Genomic DNA, 21,373 nt, shown 5'->3' on the forward strand with positions numbered 1-21,373 from the left:
AAATTAAAACTAAAGACTGTTTGTCTGAACTTTACTAGTTACTTTGGCTACTTTTATATATTTATAATAGATTCTAATGCCAAATAAAACCATTAATATACATGCATATAGAAGAGGTTCTCGAATATCTTTCTTAACTAGCCACCAAAAATGTACTATGGCTAAAATAGCTATTAAATAGACCAATTGATGTAGTTGTTTCCAGCGTTCACGTAAGCGTTTCATCATGCTATTAGTAGATGTTAAGGCTAATGGAACACTTAATACGAACGCTGCAAAACCAACAAGAATGCGAGGATGTTTGGCGATGTCTTTAGTGATGTCTAGCCAATCGAATGCAAAGTCTAGCCACAAGTAAGTAATAATGTGTAAGCACACGTAAAAGAACATAAATAAGCCTAGCATACGCCTCATTTGTATTTGCCATGCTCGTCCTGTGAGTAAGCGAATGGGCGTTAATGTGAGTGTTGCCAGTAACATAAATAGTGCCCAGAAGCCAGTTGAACGTTCGATAAACTCGATTGGATTGGCACTTAAGTTATCTGCAACGCCTAGCCAAATTAAGCGCACTAATGGAATAAGGCATACGGTAAATACAAAGGCCTTAATCCATGTGATTTGTTTCTTTGTTGGATTGTTTTTTAAAAAAGCTAACATGGTGATTACCTTAAGTACCTTAAAAGTTTTTACGTAAATCCATACCAGCGTACATCTGCCCTACTTGATCTGCATAACCATTAAACATCTGTGTTTTAATGCGTCCAGCAAACAAGCCGCCACCAATGCGCTTTTCAGAAGACTGAGTCCAGCGTGGGTGCTCAACATTCGGGTTCACATTGGCATAAAAACCATATTCGTTTGGTCCTGCTTTCATCCAGCTTGAAACTGGCATTTTTTCAACGAAGCGAATCTTAACAATCGCTTTGGCGCCTTTAAAGCCGTATTTCCATGGGGTCACTAAGCGCATAGGTGCACCATTTTGATTAGGTAATTGTTCACCATATAAACCAACTGCCATAATTGTCAGTGGATTCATCGCTTCATCCATACGCAAGCCTTCTACATAAGGCCAATCAAGCACTTGAAGGTTCTGACCAGGCATTTGCTGTTTATCGGCTAAAGAGATAAATTCCACATATTTTGCATTAGAATTAGGCTCAGCCCATTTAATCAATTGCGCTAAAGGCAATCCTATCCAAGGAATCACCATGGACCAGCCCTCTACGCAGCGCATGCGGTAGATGCGCTCTTCTAGCGGTGCTAGTTTATAAATATCTTCAATACTTATCGTTTTATTCTTTTTAACTTCACCTTCGATACTGACTGTCCAAGGATACGGTTTGAATAGTTTTGAGTTGATCGCAGGTTCGTTTTTATCTGTACCAAATTCATAATAGTTATTGTAGGTCGTGACATCTTCATAAGCGGTGAGCTTTTCGCCCGCGCCATAAGTAGTTTTAGCATAGTTGGCGATTTTTTGATGAGCCCCAAAGGATGGCGCTTTAATAATAGCTGGGGCATTTGCACGCCCTATTAATCGACCTGCGCCCTCAGTGGTGCCAGAACTTACGGTGGCGGCTTTAAGTGGATTACTTAATAAGCCTGCAGCCGCACCAGCAATTAAGCCAAATCCCGCTTTTTGAATGAACTCACGGCGATTGTCAAAAACAGTTTTAGGGGTAATTTCAGACGGTATGATGTCAGATTTTCTTTGAATAATCATGGCGGCTCTCAATTAAATGTGCAATTAAAAAATACTGATGAGATGTTACTGTTGCCTCTTAGTCTCCCCTGAATAGATTTCCTTACAATATATTCAACTAATTTTTTGTTTTTTACTTTGAAATTAAAACAAACCTTTGGTTTCCTGATCTATCTCCGCATCCAAGGCCTTGTCATTAGTATTTTTAGCAATCAGTTTTGCGTTCTCAATCAGGCTTTTAGCTGTTGCAATATCACCTTTTGCAACTTTAACTTGCGCCAACACATAACTGCCCTGTGCTTCATAGTAGGCGCCGCCCTGCTCTTTGGCGAACTTGATGATTTTATTCAGTATATTTTCAGCGCTGGTGTAACTCTTGGTAATCACGTAATAACGGCCTAGCTCAACGCTAGAGTGGGCATATTGATCTAAAGTTCCAGCGGTATCGTGCATTAAATAGGCTTTAAGTTGGTATTCAACAGCCAAATCATTTTGATTCAATTTGTGATGGGTTGATGCAACTTTTTCGTAGCTTTCGCCACGTTCATTGTCGTTGGCGGCAAGCTTGGTACCCGCCATATACTCAGATAAAGCTTGAGCATACTGATTGCTTTCAAAATAAACATCACCCATTGAATTATGCGCAACACGTTCAAACGCTTGATTGCTGGCAGCTTTAGCATTTACCAGTGATTGCTGAAAACTTGCTATCGCCGAATCATCTTGTTTGAGTGCGTGATAAGTGCGGCCTATCAGCAAAGTGGCGATGGTCTTGTCAAAAACGTCGGTTGATAAGTTATTTGCTTGTTTAAAAGACGATAACGCTAAGTCAAATTTTGTCGTTGCAGTCAAGGCGCGCCCCTGACAAATGAAAGCCTCAACCTCTTTATTATTGTTGCTTAATGCTTTCTCAGCTTGCTTCAAGGCAGTGACAGCATCGCCTTTATTCAGAGCTGATTTGCAAGCAGAAACTTCCGAACTTTCTGCATAAACATTATTTAAAAACAATGTGATAAAAATTGAACTTAAAGTAATTTGTAACTTCATTTGTTGTTTATCTTTCTAGTTAATTCGCGCTAATTAATTCAGGTTTTATTTGACTGATTTACAGAAGTTATAAATAAACTGACCAGTCATGAACGCCATCACCTTTAGCAAAAAAGCTAGGATTCAATAAAGAATCTTTGGTGTTATAAAGCAATGAATGATTAGAAATATCCACTATATCGCCTCCCGCTTCCAGCAATACGCAATGTGCCGCTGCTGTGTCCCATTCTGAGGTAGGTCCTAACCTTGGATACACGTCCGCCAAACCTTCAGCCACTAAACAGATTTTTAGAGAGCTGCCCATGCTAATTAGTTCAGGCGCTACACCTGCGACGCTTTCTAAATTGCGCATGAATTGCTGCATTTTTTCATTGGAGTGCGAACGACTAACTGCGACAGTTGGCTGTTTTAGATTTAATAATCGAGTATGGATACTTTGAGTGTGATTTGTTTCTAACTGCTTATAAGCACCATGGCCGTGGCTGGCGTAATACAACAAGCCAGTCACTGGGGCGTACACGACGCCAAGCACAGGCTGATGGCGATCTATAAAGGCAATATTAACGGTAAATTCACCATTTCTTTTGACGAACTCCCGCGTGCCATCCAAAGGGTCTATCAGCCAGTATTGTTGCCACTGGCGTCGCGTTTCAAAACCTATGGTGTCTGATTCTTCAGAAAGAATAGCAATATCTGGCGTGAGCTTGCTTAAAGCCTGAACAATCACTTGATGCGCGGCTAAATCAGCCTGAGTAAGCGGTGAGTTGTCATCTTTTTTAACGACATTAAAATCTGTTGAATATACCTGCATGATGGCGTCACCGGCGGCTTTCGCGATATCAATGACTTGCTCAAGATATTGATGGTAGCTCATTAACAATCTTAAGCCAGCAAAGCCAGCAAGCCAGCTTCATCCAGTATGACCAAACCAAGCTCCTGCGCTTTATCTAACTTACTACCTGCATCACTGCCTGCAATGACAAAATCTGTTTTCTTGGAAACGCTACCGCTCACCTTGCCGCCTACCGCCTCTATCATTTCTTTTGCTGCATCGCGCGATAAAGTTGGCAATGTGCCGGTGAGCACAAAGGTCTTATCAAGCAAATGCCCCGTAGCAAGCTGCTTGCCTTCAGTTTCAGGCCATGAGATGCCAGCGTGCTGCAGCGCTCGAATGACATCTTGATTATGCTGTTCACCTAAGAAATTACTAATAGACTCAGCAACCACTGGTCCAACATCATTCACAGTTAATAACGATGCGGTGTCAGCTTGCACGAGTGCAGATAAGTTGCCAAAGTGCTTGGCTAAATCTTTAGCGGTAGCTTCACCCACGTTGCGCATACCCAGCGCATAGATAAAGCGGGCTAGCGTGGTTTTTTTGCTGTGATCTAGCGCATCTAAAATGTTTTGCGCTGATTTAGTCGCCATGCGATCTAGATTGCTTAATGTCTCTAAATTGAGTAGGTATATATCAGCTAGGGTATGTACTAAGTCTGCTTCAACTAGTTGATCAACTAACTTTTCACCCAATCCTTCAATGTCCATTGCGCGCCGTGATGCAAAGTGCGTAATTGCTTGTTTGCGTTGCGCAGGGCAAAACAAGCCGCCCGTACAGCGGGCTACGGCTTCATCTGCTTGTTTTAGAATATGTGAACCACATTCAGGGCATGTTGTTGGCATTTTAAAGCGACGTGCATCCGCAGGGCGTCTTTCTAGTACGACACTAACAACTTCTGGGATTACATCCCCTGCCCTACGCACGCTGACGGTATCGCCAATATGTACATCTTTACGCCGTACTTCATCCTCGTTGTGCAATGTGGCATTGGTGACAGTGACCCCACCAACAAACACGGGCGCCAGCCTTGCTACTGGTGTAATAGCGCCAGTACGGCCTACTTGCACATTAATATCTTCAACGACTGTTAATGCTTCTTGCGCTGGAAACTTATGTGCAATCGCCCAGCGGGGGGCGCGAGACACAAAACCAAGTTCATTTTGTTGATTGAATTGATTGACTTTATAGACTACGCCATCAATATCAAACGGCAGTTCGTTACGCAACTGACCAATTTTTTGATAGTAAGCACGTAAGCCAGCTACGCCGCTAACTAATTGCCGTACTTCACTAACTGGGAAATAAAGGTTCGCCAGATAATCCATCGCCATGCTGTGACTAGTTAATGGTTTTACACCGTCTGTGACACCCAAACCATAAGCAAAGAAACTCAGTGGGCGTGTTGCGGTAATTTTTGCATCTAATTGACGAAGGCTACCAGCTGCGGCATTTCGCGGATTGGCAAACAACTTTTCACCTTTCGCCAACTGCGCTTGATTAAGTTTCTCAAAGTCGCGCTTAAACATCAGTACTTCGCCGCGGACTTCTAACAGTTTAGGCGCGTGTTTGCAGTTAAGCCGCATTGGAATTGAACGTACGGTGCGCAAATTATGAGTGACATCTTCACCTGTGTAGCCATCGCCACGGGTTGCACCTTGCGTAAAAATGCCATTTTCATAAGTTAAAGTAATAGCCAAGCCATCAAACTTTGGCTCAACAGCATACTCAACCTGCTCTTGCCCCAATGCTTCGCGAACACGTTTATCAAAAGCCTCTAACTCACTATCTTCAAATGCATTATTAAGCGACAACATGGATTGTCGGTGAGTTATGCTATTAAATGCATTGACTGCTGAGCCACTGACACGCTGCGTTGGCGAATCTGGGGTGATTAAATCAGGGTGTTGCCGTTCAATATCTTGCAACTCACGGTAGACGCGGTCATATTCACTATCAGGCACAGATGGCGCATCAAGCACATAATACTCATGGTCATATTGTGCTATAAGTTGACGCAACTGCTGGCAGCGTAATACCAGATTGGGTTGCCCTAAACTTCCAAATAGGTCTGGCTGCGCCATAGGATCTAACATCGGCTTTCTAACATAAACGGTCTAGCAATGAGATTACCAACATACTGATTAATTACGTAGTACGTTAAGAGAATAGTCTATGTGCGCTATCTGAGCCAGGGACGATGCCACGTACTAGCATGGTGGCTTGCAACACCTTAATTTGCTGACGAATTTTCTCGACTTGAATATCACCCAACACTTTATTGTTGCTATCCACCAATGTTGCGTTTAGCCCTATTTCCATTTGTCTTGCTACTTGTATCATCTGATTAAAGGTTTCAGCGGACTGTTTAACATGTGGAATATCTAGTTGGAACGTAATCCCTTTTACCACCGAGGTTCTGAGCATTTCTGGGCTAAATGGATGATCGTCACGATTGAACATCACAAAGGATGGATGTTGCTTACTAGCTATATCATCTAGTGATTGATCAAAGTATTTAAAAGCGCCATCTGATGTAAGTGTTAAGCCCTGAGCCTCTGCTAAGCCGCGTAATTTGGTGCCAGTAAAAGCACCGCTGTCACCATGCATTAAATGAAAACCGATAGTTTTATCCACTTCAATACAAAATAAATCTAAAGAGTTGGCTGTATTCAGTGCATCGCCCGCATTTTGCCATTCCACATGACCATTAATATCTAACCCTAAAGTTTCAACCGCTAATTGAAAGCGGTTTAATGTGCTACGCTCCACTGCCCCACCGCGGTCTGCCAACTGCATACTGCAAGCCACTTTTGAAATAAGTCTATTCAAAGCTTCTTGATTAGTTTGCATCTCTTTTAACAAATGCCATTGTTTGTTGGAGTCTAAAACATGCACGAAAATTGGTTTATCAAAGTTATCAAACAATGAAGTTAAGGCATGATTTAATGCGCTAACAGGCGTGTCCGTAGATAAATATAACAATGCCGTTAAATCCATTTGCCCATGCAGCATCTCAGGCAAGCTCACTGCAACCTCTATAGGTGCATTATTCTTTATTTGTGAATTTGGCTCTACTGGGTCTTGATGAGTTAAAGCTTGGTCGAACACTACTTTGAAGTCATTAGATTGAGTATGTACAGCATCTTGCACTGGCGCTTGTTGATGCTGATCTTGTTTATCATTATCAGAAACTAATCTGTCCAATTTTGAATTGATGAGTTCGCTGTAGGTGTCATCAATAGACTCTTCTTTTTGCATTAGCAATTCTGCAGCATTTTCATTCGGTAAGGCTACAAACCTATCATCAGATTCTTCATATTTTGTGTTTAATGGCTGCTTGCTAACTGTCGCTATTTCATCAATTGAGAAGTGATTGCTAGCCCTGTTATCTGCAGCGCTATCAAATTGATTGGTATGAAATTTTGGTTCATTTAAGTTGCGCGCTTCAAAGCTTGGCTCACCAGTACCGAGCTCATCTAGACTATCTTCTAAGTCAGCATTGTCTAAATTATTGTCATCCAGTAAAGCATCTCTTTGCAAAGGTGAAAAGCTCTTTTCCACTTGATTGTGGAATCGTCTTTCCTGCCACCAATTAATAACAAGCACCGCCAGTATAATCAGCGCGCCTATGGCGATTAAGGCTATTTGTAATTCACTCATTTACATTTAACTTTCAAAATTGCTCTCATCATTATTGCTTTCAGTATTACTTTAAATCGTTGCTATATTGCTAATGCATGCTGCCAATTAAACCGCTACTTCTTCCATCATTCGCACTGCTGCTTCCATATCGACATCCACAATACGTGAAACGCCAGACTCTTGCATAGTAACACCTATCAATTGCTGCGCCATTTCCATGGTTATTTTATTATGACTTACATATAAAAACTGCGTTTTCTCAGACATTTTTTTCACCATTGTGCAAAAACGCTCGGTATTACTGTCATCCAAGGGCGCATCAACCTCATCCATCAAGCAAAATGGTGCTGGATTCAACCTAAATAAAGCAAATACCAAGGCTAAAGCGGTGAGTGCCTTTTCACCGCCAGATAATAAATGTATCGTGCTGTTTTTCTTGCCTGGCGGTTGCGCAAAAACTTGCATACCCGTATCTAATATCTCTTCACCCAGAAGCTCTAATCTTGCTTGTCCGCCGCCAAATAACGTAGTGAATAGTTCCATAAAGTGACGATTAGCCTCATCAAATGTCACTTGCAAACGCCCTCTTGTTTCTTTATCGATCTTACGTATAGCATCTTCTAACGTTTCGCTGGCATCCGTTAAGTCTTTACATTGACTATCCAAATATTGTTTGCGAGTTTGCTCGCTTTCCAGCTCTTGAATAGCCGCCAAGTTGACCGCGCCTAACTCTTCTATATCCAGAACAAGCTTGTCACGTTTATTTTCTAAATCAGTCACTTTAAGCTTATTCTCGCCACCATTAGCCGTTAGATGCTCAGTAAGTTCAGCCTCACTCAATTGCGAAGCTGATAACTCAGCCTGACATTGCTCAAAATACAAGCGCGCTTCTTGCTCACTTAGCCGACTAGCTTCCAACTTATCTCGCAAGGGGTGCAATAACTGCTCGTTCTGCATGCGCATGCGCTCTTGCTGTTGCAAAGCCTGCTCGCAATCGCTCATTTGGTTGCGTGCGTTTACCAAAGTAAGCTCTTGCTGTTGTTTATTATTAATAGCTGCTTCTAAATTAGCTTTTAACGCTTCCATTTTGGTGGCGGCTAATGTGGTTTCTACTTCATTGCAGCGTAATTTAAGGCTAGTATTTTCTTCAAGTAAATAGTTAATTTTATTATTTAAATCATTGATATTATTGTTATTTAACTTAATATTAAAAGACTTTTCTTGATACGCACGCTCTAATGATTGCAGTTGGCTTCTGGCATAATTAAACGCCAGTTCAGCTTGTCGTCTGTTTTTATCTGCTTCGTCTTTTTCATTCTGTAACTGTCGAAAGCCTTGTGAAATCTCAGCCACAGATTGCTCTTTTAACGCTGTTTCAGCTTTGAGATTAACTAACTTTTCACTCACCAATGAGCTATCCGCTTGTAAGGTTTTTTCTCGCTGCAAAGCATTTAATTGTTGCTGTTTGAGCTGTTGCAGCGCCATACTTAATTGATGCGCCTGCTGCGTCACTGTCTTTAATTGTAGGCTGCGCGTTTGATGCTCGTGGCGCAAGGTTTGCAATTGCTGCTCTAACTCATTAACTTGATTGCCCGCTAGCACTAAATTTTCCTGCAAACCAGGTAGTTTCTTTACCAGTGCATCAAGTTGAGCCTGTCTTTCTAGTACGCCATGTAATATAGATTGCGCGCCAAAATAGGTCACACTTTGTGCTGTGTATATATCACCTTGCTTGTTCACCAAATACTCACCGTAAGCTAAGCCTTTGCGCGCAGCATTTGCATCTACGCCTTCCTCAAGCACATACGCGCCTGCCAGCCAATCTTGTAGAACAGCTTGTAAGTCTGGGGTTATCTTTTCTACAAATGAATAAAGTGAAGCTTGGGGCAACCTCGCCGCAACATTGCGCGTTGTGGTTAAATCAGACGTTATAGCTAAACTTAACGCGCTGGGCGGTCTAGTGGCTGGCAAGCCTTTAACTGCCGTGATTTCAGAAGTTGCAAGTGCATTTAACCTTCCGCCCAAAGCCGATTCCAATGCGGTTTCCCAGCCAGACTTAATGCTAATCTTTTGCCAAATACGCGCGTTGTTATCTAAGCCAGCAGCCTTCAACCAACTTGTTAGCGCTGCTTCATTGTTGCCATTGCGCATGGTTTGCTGAATTTTATTTAAAGACCCTATCTCAGCTTCCAACAGATTTAACTCTCGCTGTTGGGCTAAATGTGCATCTCGACTGGCTTTGAGTGACAAGTTAAGCGATTGCTCATTTTGCAATACTTCAGCAGCGCGTTTTTCTAAACTAGCAATCTCAGCCTCAGCCGCCGCTAGCTGTATTTCTTTCTCTGTCAGCACTTCATCCGCGGGGAATTGAATGCTACTCAAATTTTGTTGCAGACGCTGCAACTGCTCGTTCGTTTCAGCGATGGTGCGGGCTATATGACCAATATTTGCTTGCTCTAACTTTAAACGCTGATCCGCATGCGTAAGCGCAGCTTGGCTAGTGTTAAAGATTGCCAATGCTTGTTGATATTCAGTAGATAAGGTTGGAACTGCCTCACGAGCCTCTTTTATTATTAATTCAGCTGCTGAAAAATCTGTATTTGCTAAATGCAATTCATTTTGTGCATTTGATAAACTCGCCTGAAAATTACTTTGTTGCGTGATGTTTTTCTCTAACTGAGTATTGATCTGTTGCAACTGTAACTGCATGCGCTCACGTGCATCTGCAGTATTTTTTACTTGATTCTCAAGATTTGAAACCTCTGCGTTTGCTTCATAATACTTAGCTTGCGCCTGATTCACTGCCTCAGTCGCGGAAAAATTCTTCTGCCTAGCCACTTCTAGCGCACTTTCATTACTTCTCAAGCTCGCCATTTGCGCTTCAAGTTCATTCACTAGCTTTTCTACCTGACGCTGCGCTTTCTCCCATTGCGCGCTGGCATCACGTTTCTTTAGCAGCCAAACTTGACCTTTAGTAATGGTTAAAGCCGCCTGTAAACGATGATATTCTCCTGCAACAACAGCTTGAGACTGTAAGCGTGCAATTTGCTTATCCAGCTCACGCAGAATATCTTCTACTCTAGTGAGATTCTCACGCGTATCTCGCAAACGTAGCTCGGTTTCGCGACGGCGTTCCTTATATTTACTAATACCAGCCGCTTCTTCTAAGAAAATACGCAATTCCTCTGGCTTAGCTTCAACAATCCGATTAATCGTATTTTGACCAATAATGGCGTAAGCGCGACCACCCAACCCCGTACCTAAAAACAAATCAGCCACATCGCGACGACGCACCACAGTGTTATTAATATAGTAGGTTGAGCCTTTATCACGCTCAATCACGCGTTTAACGGAAATTTCAGCGTATTGACTCCACTCCCCTGACGCGCCACCTAAACTGTTATCAAACACCAATTCGACACTGGCGCGCGAAATAGGCTTACGATTGCCAGACCCGTTAAAAATAACGGCATCCATACTATCGCCACGCATTTCTTTTGCCGACGACTCACCCAATACCCAGCGCACAGACTCCATGACGTTGGACTTACCACAACCATTAGGTCCAACCACACCCACACGTTGACCATGGATATGCAACGTTGTCGGATCAACAAACGATTTAAAGCCTGCAAGTTTTAAGTGAGTTAAACGCAAATTGAATAGAAATTATTTAAGCTAAATTTTTGTAGAATTTTATAAGCTAGTATAATAACTTTTTTTAAGCAAAAACACCCTATGACTACACAATCAATCGGCGGCAAACCAACCGCACAACCCACTAAAACACTAGAAACGTTTGAAAATCCAAATCAAGCGCGTGATTTCCACATTCATATGGAAATTCCTGAGTTCACCTGCCTTTGTCCAAAAACAGGTCAACCAGATTTTGCCGTCATTTATCTAGACTACATTCCAGACCAAACCTGCGTTGAGCTAAAAAGCTTAAAACTATATATGTGGTCTTTCCGTGATGAAGGTTGCTTCCACGAAGCCGTGACTAATATGATATTAGATGACCTAGTTGCTGCCACTCAACCAAAATTCATGCGCGTAACTGCCAAGTTCTACGTGCGTGGCGGAGTATTTACTAATGTAGTCGCTGAACATCGTAAAGCAGGTTGGCAACCACTACCGCGTGTTGAACTCACCCAATTCGAGAACCAATCGAATATTCGAGGCTAGTTTTAAAGTAATTTTGAAATAAATTCGCCACAATTCAAAAATGCTGGTGAAAATCATTGACAATAGTTCGCACCATCATTAATATGGCGCCTCGCTGATGACGCAAGTAAATCACCAGCGAAATTTGATGTAGATTTGGGGGTATAGCTCAGCTGGGAGAGCGCTTGCATGGCATGCAAGAGGTCAGCGGTTCGATCCCGCTTATCTCCACCAAAAAGGAAAAAATTACTAAATTCTGCTTAGATAATTAAGTGTTTTGTAGTATGATGTTGCACTTGTAATACGGTACAGAAATTCTTAGGTCCCCATCGTCTAGAGGCCTAGGACACCTCCCTTTCACGGAGGCGACCGGGGTTCGAATCCCCGTGGGGACGCCAGCTCAACCCCGCTTTTTAACTTGTAAGTTATTGATATGGTTAAAGATGCGGTATCTAAAATAATAGTTTCTACTATTGTTTTGAGCATGGCCTTAATATCTTCGGCTGCTTTGTCTTCAAAGCTATCGACGATATTGTTAAGCATAACTTTAATATCCTTTAAAGTTAGCTTTTTGTAATCACGACTTAATTCCGCTTCACCCTTCAAGGCGTTCAATCTTTCTGTTAGCGCAATTCTCTCAATCTCATTTGTTTCAATAGCTCGCAACAATGCATCTGGAGCTGAAGTTTTTGTTAATAGATCAGACAGTCTTAAATTGTTGGAATCAATCTCACTTACTTTTTTAGCAATATATTTAATTTCAGCATCAGAATCTTTTACACCTGCCAGCTGTTTTTTGTAATGTTCAAGAATTGCAGCTGCATAATCGTCACCTTGCAAATCTGCAAATACTTTACGAAGCACAGCCTTCTCCACAGCTTCAGCGTTCATCCTTTTACCTTTTCCAGCTCGATATGCACCATCACCGTCTGAAACAAACATTATTCCGTCTGTGTTTTGGAGAAGTCCTGACAATATGTATGGTCTTTTTGCTACACGATCCGGCGCATATTTCCTAGAATCCAACTGTTTGAGTATTAAATCAGCCTCTTCTTCAGTAATTAAAGCGTCGTGAGTGCCTTTTGTTATAACCCATTCTGACTCATCTCTAAACTTTGTTCCGCTGCCCGCTTCTGCATGACGGTTCCAAACTGTGTGGCCAGCATAAACTAAGGCATTGCGTTCAATATCAATAAGCGTTGTAACTGGGGAAATTAATCCGGCTACTTCTATCGACCTGGCACGCGATGATCCTTTTGCCCGTTTCTTTAAGTATGTGGCCATGGCTGCAGCATCATCAGATTTTATTAGCTTAGATTTCATGACTGGAGATCCATCACGAATTGCACCAGTCGGCGTATGCTCTAACTGATAACCCCTTGGCGCGCGACCTCCTGCCCGAAAACCTTGCTTCACATTTTCATTCATCCCAGCTAAGCCCTTAGCTTTACTAGTAAGTGAATGCCACTCATCCATGGCCTGCAAGATAGATTTTAGAATCATCTCAGTTGCTGGGTCGGCGTCTGGTAAGCTTTTATAAATTACACGAACGCCCTGCTTCTTGCATTCCTGCTCTTCAAAGATAATGGAGATCATACGTCTGCGCGAGATTCGTGAAGTGTCCAGTGCTAAAACTATGGACCATTCTTTCTTACCCAGCCGCATCTCAGCGATCATTGCTTGAAAGCCTGGACGGTCATCATCCTTACCTGACTCAACCGCGTCCTCAAACTCTTTTACAATTAGGTAATTTTTTGTTTGCGCAAGTTCACACAGCTGTCTGCGTTGTGCGTCGAGTGAGACTTCAGAACGGTCTTTGGAAGACCTTAGATATAGAACACATTTTTCCATGAAAAAGCCCACCGTATAGATGGGCTAATTATATATGAGTTAAATTAATCGGGTATTTGTAAAGCTGTGTGTATGAACTAAATCTAAGAAACTTTGCGCTATAGTCTAAATTGGTAAAAGAGTGTTGATTTTACTTTTTGAAAGTCTGCTTTGAGGCAAGCTAATTTGGAGGTCAAAGGGCAAAAACCGACCCAAAGCGGACTGTCACATATATTGAAAAAATGTGAAATCAATTTTGAATCAATGATGTATAAGTCATCTTAACTTATATATCGTCAACTTATAGCTTTAATGAATTGTTTTCTCAACCATACATTTGATGCGTCCTCGTGCACACGTGGGTGCCATGCCATAGCCAGTTCAAAAGCGGGGATCTCGAATGGGACATCAATTAAGTCAAGTGAGCTTTCATATCTATTTAACAGTTGGCTTGGTAGTGTGGTAACACAATCACTATTTGAAAGAACCAGGGCTACTTGGTTATAGCTAGAGACAGAAACAACAACATTTCTTTGGCAGGTAAGTGATGCAAGTATATGATCAATAGAAGTTACAAAGTCTGCTTTTTGAGAAACAACTACATGTGAAAGCTTACAATAATCTGCCAGTGATGGTTTTGATATCCCACGAGGGTGCTCTTTTCTTTGAGCCATTAAAAACCTGTCTTTCATAAGGTATCTCATTTTTAAGCTCTCTGGCATCTTATTCATATCGCCGATATAGAGATCAATTTCACCTTGTGCCATTCGTTCATTTAAATATTGCTCATATGGAGGAATAACTGACATCTGAAGATTATAGTTGTTTTGATTTAGAACCTCTGCCATTACAGTTAACCCTAAAATAGTGAATACACTATCATTGGCGGCGATAACAAATTTTCGTTTTGATGTCTTTGGATCAAAGTAATTTTGATGTTGTAGCGCGTCCTTTAACCCATCTAACGAAACTCTTAGCCTCTCTTGAATTTCCAAGCCACGTTCGGTGGGTACCATGCCTCTTCCGTTATCTGATGGAACTAGCAAACGATCATCAAAAATATCCCTTAGCTTTGATAATTGTGTTGAAAGAGCTGGCTGGCTTACATTAAGTCGTTTAGCTGCTTTAGTAACATTTCGTTCTTCAAGCAAAATATCCAATGACACCAAAAGAGGAAAGTCTGATCTATTTATATTCATATTAGTTATATCTGAGATAATAAATAACAATTTCACATAATTTAATATTATGGCTATTCTAGCACAGTGCTTTTATGACCTCTTAAGCACATGCTGGAAATATTTAGAGGCAATATTTATTGACATTAAAAGGAATCGTTATGAAACTTAAAAATAATTATCAATCCAAACTGGCTATCTTAATATCCACGTTGTTTTTACAAATCATCACCCCAAGCTTTGCTATTGCTGAGCCTGTAGTTGAGAAAGAGACGTTAGTTAAGTATCAAACACAGCCAGGGTTTTATAGGTATAAGCTGGGCAATTACGAAATCACTTCACTTTCAGATGGTTCTGTCCCTCAAGATTTACATGCATTACTTAAAGGAGGTAGCCAAAGTGAAGTGGATCAATTATTGACAAAAGCGCACTTACAAAGCCCAGTTGAGGCTTCCATTAATGCATTTTTAATCAATACAGGTACAAAAATAATCCTAGTTGATACTGGGGCTGGGGGCTTTTTTGGTCCAGGCTATGGCGGTAAGCTAATTGAAAGACTAAAAAATATCGGCTATGTTGCGGACCAAGTTACAGACATTCTAATCACACATGTACACACCGACCATACTGGTGGTTTAGTGAAAGACGGGCAGGCTGCATTTCCTAACGCGACTATATATGTTGGCAAAGCTGATTTAGATTTTTTCTTGAATGTAAAAAATCAGAATGGAGTAAATGGATATGACAAAGCTTACTTTCAACAAGCCACTGCTGCATTAACACCCTACGTAAAACTTGGACACATCAGCCCAATTAGTGGAAGTAAGCTTTTGTTCCCAGGCGTTAATGCAATGCCAACACCGGGCCACACACCAGGCCATTATTTTTACAAGGTTGAGAGTGCAGGGAAAAGCATCACATTTATCGGAGATTCTATCCATGTTGAGTCTGTTCAATTTCCAAAGCCAGAAATTACGATTACTTATGATGTTGACCAACCTGCTGCTGCCAAACAAAGAGCCATTCAATTTGAAAGAATAGCAAAAGAAGGTAGCCTGATTGCTGCGCCACATTTGCCATACCCAGGTATTGGTTATATTAACCAAGCGACAGTAGGATATAAGTTTATTCGTACTGAATATCACGATCGTGAAGGAATTTAAAAAGAGGTGGATGGCAATGTTTGCCATCCAACTAATCTATGACAGCACTAGAGCAATTAAATACTAAGAAAAGGGTTGGTAATGTACACAAAAATATTTTCTGTCAAAGTAACCAAACTGTTAGTGGTATTAAGTTTAATCTCATTGAGCTCAGTAGTTCAAGCAGATATTTTGGATAAAAATAGAATAGAAAAAGATAGGGGAGATATAGTTTGCAATAGTCCAATGGAGGCTATCTCTTCAATTTCTACTTTTAAAGCAGGAGACAAAATACCATTACATTTTCATTATGGCATTGAGACTGCATATACTATAAAAGGTGCAACTTTAATTAATGATGAAGGGAGGCAAGTTATTATGAAAACCGGAGATACTCTGATTGCTATGCGAAAAAAAATTCACGGAGGAGTAACTATTGCACCACAAAATGAATTAAAGCTATTTACCGTTCATATAGTTGATAAAAATAAGCCTTTATATAACTTAAAATAGAGGGTAAGCATTTCTTTAAATTTTGAGTGCTAATATTAATAAAAAATATTAGCACTTTCCTTTCTTTCACCATATTTTCAACGGCAGCTTTGTCCCACGTTGCAGAAGGTCACATCTAGCTGACGAAAGTCTCAAAAGGGCCCTGAGTGAAGTTTATGATTGGCTGGTATTTGGCCTGATGAACGTATTTCTTCAAAGCTGACACTGATAATCTTCAATGCCGACCCTTAGCCGACATTGATATTCTCAATTCAGATTACTGAGGTTCTAAGACATTTTTTATAGAGTTCAAACCAAATAACACTTGATAAACCCGCTAAAAAACACAAAACAAACTCTTGAGCGGTGATAGGTGCAAAATGAAAAACATCGTGCAGTATTGGCAGCAATAGCGCCAGCACTAGAAAGACAAATGCGCCAATAATGACCCACCACAATGCGGGGTTTCGTATATTCAAAGTACGTATGACTGAATGCCGCCATGAGCGATTAACTAGTATTAAACCCAAATTGCCAGTGACCAGCGTGGTAAAAGTCATGGCTCTGGCAGCCTCTGCGGTTGCTCCATTATTTAAGGCATAGCTCATCACTAATAGTGACGCTAATAAAAGAGAAATTCCTTGTAGCAAGCTAATGAAAAAAACATGTTTGCCAAATAGCAACTCTTTAGGCGGACGAGGTGGGCGTTGCATGATATTTGATTCTGCGGGTTCTGCCTCAAAGGCGATTGAACAGGCGGGATTTATTATCATTTCTAAAAAAACAATGTGAACTGGCGCAAACATTGCTGGCCAGCCGAGCAACAAGGGCACAAGCGATAAACCAATAATAGGAAAATGTACAGCGAATATATAGGCCATACCTTTGCGCAGATTATCGAATATGCCTCGGCCTAAACGCACAGCGTGCACGATAGAGGCAAAATCATCATCAAGTAACACCAACGCCGCTGCTTCACGCGCGACATCTGTACCCCGTCCGCCCATGGCGATACCAATGTGTGCAGCTTTAAGCGCTGGCGCATCATTCACGCCATCACCGGTCATTGCAACGATTTCGCCATTCGCTTTTAACGCATTGACTAAACGCAGTTTTTGTTCTGGCACCATCCGTGCAAAGATATTGCTGTGAAGAATCCGTTCACGCAGGGTCGATTCATCCATCTGGATGAGCTCAGTCCCTGTGATGATGCCGGCACTTCCAATAGGTAGCCCTATTTGATCGGCAATTGCAGCAGCAGTGGCTGGGTAATCACCTGTAATCATCACCACTCGAATACCTGCGGCATGACACTCTTTAAGCGCTGGTGCCACGTTAGGACGTACCGGATCAGCCAACCCAATCAAACCAAGAAACTCAAAATCAAAATCATGCTGAATATCTGGCCACTCGCGTCCAGAATGTTTGGCCTTTGCCACACCCAATACGCGCATGCCTTGTTCTGCTAGGTTATTTATTTGCTTAGATAATGCATCAAGCTGCTGTTGATCAAGGTGGCACAAATCAGCAATGGCCTCTGGTGCGCCTTTTGCGGCTACCACATATTCATCGCGGTCTAACGCTTTCCAGACATTTGATAAAGCAAGCAACTCTGGAGACAAAGAATATTCATGCGCTAACTGCCAATCACCATGCAGATGCTCGGTATCGGTCAAATACTGTTGGCCGATTTCATGAATCGCTTTTTCCATCGGATCAAATGGAGTTGCCTCACTAGCAAGAATGGCAAATTCAAGAACTTCATGAAAATTTTCAGGTAATAAATCATTGACGGACTCATGCTTAGATTTGCTGGGATAGGCTACTGTGAACTTAAGGTTATTTGCCACTAGCTGTTGCACAGCCATACGGTTAAAAGTGAGTGTCCCCGTTTTATCCACACACATCACAGTGGCTGAACCAAGCGCTTCAACAGTATGCGCACGTCTTGTCAGCACTCGATGTTTGGAAATTCGCCACGCACCCATTGCCATAAATACCGTCAAAACTACGGGATACTCTTCTGGCAGAATCGACATTGCTAATGTGATGCCAGACAATAAGCCATGTAACCAATCACCACGCGTCAGGCCATAAATCACAAATAACAATAAGCTTAAAAGCACGCCGATAATTGCTAGAGTACGCACCAGCAATCGAATTTCTTGCTGCAAGGGTGTAATCTCGACATCTAAGCTCTGCAAAGCTTTACCGATTTTTCCGATCTCGCTCCGCGGGCCAGTTGCCAGCACCTGCGCCATTGCGCGGCCTTGCACAGCCAATGACCCAGCGTAGACGAATGGCAAACCATCACCGCCAGGAGGCGAAATTTCAATGTTAAGTTGTGCTTCAGACTCAGCTTGTGCAGTCTTACGCACCGCAACGGACTCACCGGTAAGCAGTGATTCATCAACCGCAAAATGACTGCACGAAATCAGCACCGCATCTGCTGCTACGCGATCACCTTCTGACAAGATGAGCAAGTCACCTCGCACCACTTCTCGCCCTGCAATACGCTGCTCTATGCCATCACGAATCACTAAAGCACGTGGACTAGTTAAATCGCGCAGCGCTTCGAGTACGCGCTCAGTTTTATTTTCCTGATAGATGGTGATTGCCATCACCACGCAGACAAATCCTAGCAACATCAGCGCATCGCTCACATCACCTAGTAGTATGTATATTGCACCTGCCGCAACTAAAAGAAGAAACATCGGCTCGCGTATAACCTCTAGTGCTATACTAAATAAATCCCGCTGACCTGCAGCTGGTAGTTCGTTAATACCATCAGATTCAAGCCGCAGTTGTGCTTCAGCATGAGTCAAGCCAAATGGAGTTTTAACATCAGTCACAAAAGCTACCGTGGTTAAATCTCTGTAAGCATACGTCCAATATCATTGGATATCGTTCCATTTTTAGGTAATGAGCCAAATTGCTTGCACACAAAATCCTTTTGCTATCATTGTCACTAACGAGTGCTAAATTTTATTTATTATCCATAAATTGTCAGAGCGGCTTTGTTTGATAAGTATCTCATAAATTAATAATCGTATGCTACTCAATAAATAATATGTCTGAACTGAATCCTTAACAGCAAGATTCATAGTCCGTAGCTAATCGAAGATTAGGTTTATGAATGCCTGCAAAGAGTAAGTCAAATTTTTTAATTTATAGTAAGCCGTGCTTCAAAATAAATAAGGGTCAATTGACAAACGAATTTCTAGTTAAGATAATTAATAGGTGTTGGTAAACTAGAGCAAAATACTCATCTCATCGATTTCATACATAAATACAACTTACATTAACCACAAGGGTTAAATTGCTATTGTGATTTAATATTGTAAATTAAATGCAAGTAAACCACTTGTTGTAGGTGAAATCCTTAAAAACTCCCCCTCTACATACCCATGAAATATTTGCTCTTCTTGATTACAAGCAGTGAAAAATAAAAGTATTGCCACTATATAAAAGCGTCTTAAACGATACATGTAGTTGGCCTAAACATTTAAAGTGAACAATAACTTAATTATTAATGTTTTGAGACGCTTATAAATTTATTACTATCGATGAGAGGTGGCCTGGAAATTGATTGAAAGCCATTGTCATTTCTCAGCTTTATTGTTTCTTAGCATATCTATTTATATCATAATACACGGTGGCAGAATAACTTTATTAATAGTTCAAACAGCAAATATTCAACGATATTGACCTCCTATTTTCTTTTTTAGAGGCAATATATTCGAGATGTTGCGGAACAACTTGATATGATTTACCCAAAACCAACCCATTTTACTTTTACGTCTATGAGAGACTAAGGCAACATTTTCTTATTTACTCTACTTACTTTTCTGCTGAATTAACATTAGTGATGAGCTTTGGCGGTAAAGCAATTGGAATAAACATCCCATAAACAATCCCTGTGATGATTTAGCAATTCGCACCTTGCCAATACCTATTTCGTATAACAGTTTAATCTTAAAAAGTTTCAGCTAATTGGGCACTTAAAAGCTCATTAAGAATTATTTATATATTATGACGATACTGACTACCTAAAATTCCAACTTATCAAAATCGACCATAGCTGCATACTTAGCAAAATGCAGGTTTCTGTTCGGGTGCATTAATGCGGATAAATATTTTGCCCATAAAGTTGAGGCTTGACCAATAGGAATATTAAATACTTAGGAGTAGGGCTAATAAAGTTATTAGTCTTGATATTGCACTTACTCTTTAATACAAGCCATCTATAGTAAACAGAATAAAAAACTCTCACAAGATAGTACATCCATTGTTCGGTTTAGTATGTCTCGTATATTTAATTAAATTATGCGAACATTTCAGTTTGGGCAGATGATCTCAAATTGGGCTGATGATCTCAAAAATTGTTTCTAATACTATTAGATCTACTTCCGCGACAATTAAAATGTACTATTTTGTGGCATCGTCTTTAAACTTTGTAATGCAGCAAAAGTACTGCTAATACCCGTGTTGGCAGACACATTCAACCCAATATGCATCGTGATAGCATTATGAATTTGGTTTAAATCACCACCGATACGTGCGGATTGAAACATACCTTGATTTTTAATTTGCTGCAGTATCTGACCCTGCCCTGGAACGGTCACATTCACCCCGATACTATTGTTAGCAAGAGTCACAGTTGCCACTGTGCCATCAGCACCAGTTTTAGAAACAGTCCCAGCCTGCTGACCCTGAACCGCACTCGCTAATGAGCCCCCCTGCCCAGTGGAGCTTAAATCAACTTGCATATCAATGCCATTATGAATATCATTGGATTGGCCAGCAACCTGTATGCTTTGTGATACGCCGCTTACATTTGCTAAGCCTGCACCGCCACTCACGGTATTATTGCCATTAGCCACTACTGGTGCTGGGCCGGGAGTTAGTTGCTCAATACTCACTGTGGGCGAATATTGTACAGTTGGATTACCATTTGAACTGCCACGAAAATCAATATTAAGGTTGGCGCCGGCAGTCACAATGCTACCTGTTGAAGTTTGCCACTGACTTAGCATTTCAACACCGAAATATAGCACTTGATTATTACTCGCAAATTTACCGCGCATGTGACCTAAATCACTATCTGAAACTTCCTGCATGTTATTAAAGACCTCTAAACCTTGCGGTAAAGTAGCATTAGCGGTTGGAGAAAAACTTAAAATCCCTGCAATCGCTAATGCAAGTTTTTTATGATTATGTATAGTAGTTTTAGACGTACACCTTAAAACTGTACTAAACTCACGTTGATAGTGAGCATGTTGAACTGAATTCATTTGTGATATTTTCATTGCAATCTCCTTTAAAACGCTCGACTAAA

Annotated in this window: 14 protein-coding genes and 2 tRNA genes; 5 read left to right on the top strand and 11 right to left on the bottom strand. The window is 41.2% G+C overall.

The window, feature by feature from the left end; genetic code table 11:
* Positions 1-9: 9 nt before the first annotated feature.
* The 7 genes from PSU72_RS06740 to smc form a co-directional block, all read right to left on the bottom strand.
* Positions 10-657 carry a protein-methionine-sulfoxide reductase heme-binding subunit MsrQ gene (locus PSU72_RS06740; RefSeq protein ID WP_300431544.1) on the bottom strand — a complete coding sequence of 216 codons (648 nt, stop codon included), beginning with the start codon at positions 655-657 and terminating at the stop codon, positions 10-12.
* A gap of 19 nt (positions 658-676) precedes the next feature.
* Entirely contained in the window at positions 677-1,723 is a 1,047-nt protein-coding gene (msrP, locus tag PSU72_RS06745) for a protein-methionine-sulfoxide reductase catalytic subunit MsrP (protein ID WP_300431545.1), read from the bottom strand.
* Positions 1,724-1,846: 123 nt separating this feature from the next.
* Positions 1,847-2,749, bottom strand: coding sequence for a hypothetical protein (locus PSU72_RS06750; protein WP_300431546.1), 903 nt, complete (start codon positions 2,747-2,749; stop codon positions 1,847-1,849).
* A 67-nt stretch (positions 2,750-2,816) separates the two neighbouring features.
* Positions 2,817-3,623, bottom strand: coding sequence for a 3'(2'),5'-bisphosphate nucleotidase CysQ (gene cysQ, locus PSU72_RS06755; protein ID WP_300431547.1), 807 nt, complete (start codon positions 3,621-3,623; stop codon positions 2,817-2,819).
* A gap of 8 nt (positions 3,624-3,631) precedes the next feature.
* Positions 3,632-5,680 carry an NAD-dependent DNA ligase LigA gene (gene ligA / locus PSU72_RS06760; protein WP_300431548.1) on the bottom strand — a complete coding sequence of 683 codons (2,049 nt, stop codon included), beginning with the start codon at positions 5,678-5,680 and terminating at the stop codon, positions 3,632-3,634.
* Positions 5,681-5,744: 64 nt separating this feature from the next.
* The gene (locus PSU72_RS06765; protein ID WP_300431549.1) at positions 5,745-7,247 is read right to left on the bottom strand and encodes a cell division protein ZipA C-terminal FtsZ-binding domain-containing protein; all 1,503 of its coding nucleotides are present in this window, start codon (positions 7,245-7,247) and stop codon (positions 5,745-5,747) included.
* Positions 7,248-7,334: 87 nt separating this feature from the next.
* On the bottom strand, positions 7,335-10,886 hold the full coding sequence (gene smc / locus PSU72_RS06770; protein ID WP_300431550.1) for a chromosome segregation protein SMC: 3,552 nt from the start codon (positions 10,884-10,886) through the stop codon (positions 7,335-7,337).
* 81 nt (positions 10,887-10,967) lie between these two features.
* Between smc and queF the strand changes: the two genes are divergently transcribed.
* From queF to PSU72_RS06785, 3 genes are all read left to right on the top strand, one after another.
* Positions 10,968-11,414: a preQ(1) synthase gene (gene queF, locus PSU72_RS06775; protein WP_300431551.1), complete on the top strand. Its 447-nt coding sequence runs from the start codon at positions 10,968-10,970 to the stop codon at positions 11,412-11,414.
* A gap of 137 nt (positions 11,415-11,551) precedes the next feature.
* Positions 11,552-11,627: transfer RNA gene (locus PSU72_RS06780), tRNA-Ala, on the top strand.
* Between the two features lie 88 nt (positions 11,628-11,715).
* Positions 11,716-11,791 (top strand) — tRNA-Glu (locus tag PSU72_RS06785).
* On the opposite strand, the gene PSU72_RS14415 is transcribed toward PSU72_RS06785, so the two are convergent.
* Both PSU72_RS14415 and PSU72_RS06790 read right to left on the bottom strand, forming a co-directional pair.
* The gene (locus PSU72_RS14415) at positions 11,751-13,244 is read right to left on the bottom strand and encodes a recombinase family protein (RefSeq protein WP_367186081.1); all 1,494 of its coding nucleotides are present in this window, start codon (positions 13,242-13,244) and stop codon (positions 11,751-11,753) included. The two genes, PSU72_RS06785 and PSU72_RS14415, sit on opposite strands and share 41 nt — an antisense overlap.
* Positions 13,245-13,519: 275 nt before the next feature.
* Positions 13,520-14,422, bottom strand: a complete 903-nt coding sequence (locus PSU72_RS06790; protein ID WP_300431552.1) for a LysR family transcriptional regulator — start codon at positions 14,420-14,422, stop codon at positions 13,520-13,522.
* A gap of 140 nt (positions 14,423-14,562) precedes the next feature.
* On the opposite strand from PSU72_RS06790, the gene PSU72_RS06795 reads away from it, so the two are divergent.
* Both PSU72_RS06795 and PSU72_RS06800 read left to right on the top strand, forming a co-directional pair.
* Positions 14,563-15,564, top strand: coding sequence for an MBL fold metallo-hydrolase (locus PSU72_RS06795; RefSeq protein ID WP_300431553.1), 1,002 nt, complete (start codon positions 14,563-14,565; stop codon positions 15,562-15,564).
* Between the two features lie 81 nt (positions 15,565-15,645).
* Positions 15,646-16,056, top strand: coding sequence for a cupin domain-containing protein (locus tag PSU72_RS06800; RefSeq protein ID WP_300431554.1), 411 nt, complete (start codon positions 15,646-15,648; stop codon positions 16,054-16,056).
* Between the two features lie 251 nt (positions 16,057-16,307).
* Here the strand turns inward: PSU72_RS06800 and PSU72_RS06805 are convergent, their stop codons facing one another.
* Positions 16,308-18,887: a cation-translocating P-type ATPase gene (locus PSU72_RS06805; RefSeq protein ID WP_300431555.1), complete on the bottom strand. Its 2,580-nt coding sequence runs from the start codon at positions 18,885-18,887 to the stop codon at positions 16,308-16,310.
* Between the two features lie 1,566 nt (positions 18,888-20,453).
* Complete coding sequence (locus PSU72_RS06810) at positions 20,454-21,344, bottom strand: hypothetical protein (RefSeq protein ID WP_300431556.1); 891 nt, start codon at positions 21,342-21,344, stop codon at positions 20,454-20,456.
* Between the last annotated feature and the right edge of the window lie 29 nt (positions 21,345-21,373).

It is taken from the genome of Methylotenera sp., assembly GCF_029945535.1.
Lineage (GTDB): Bacteria > Pseudomonadota > Gammaproteobacteria > Burkholderiales > Methylophilaceae > Methylotenera.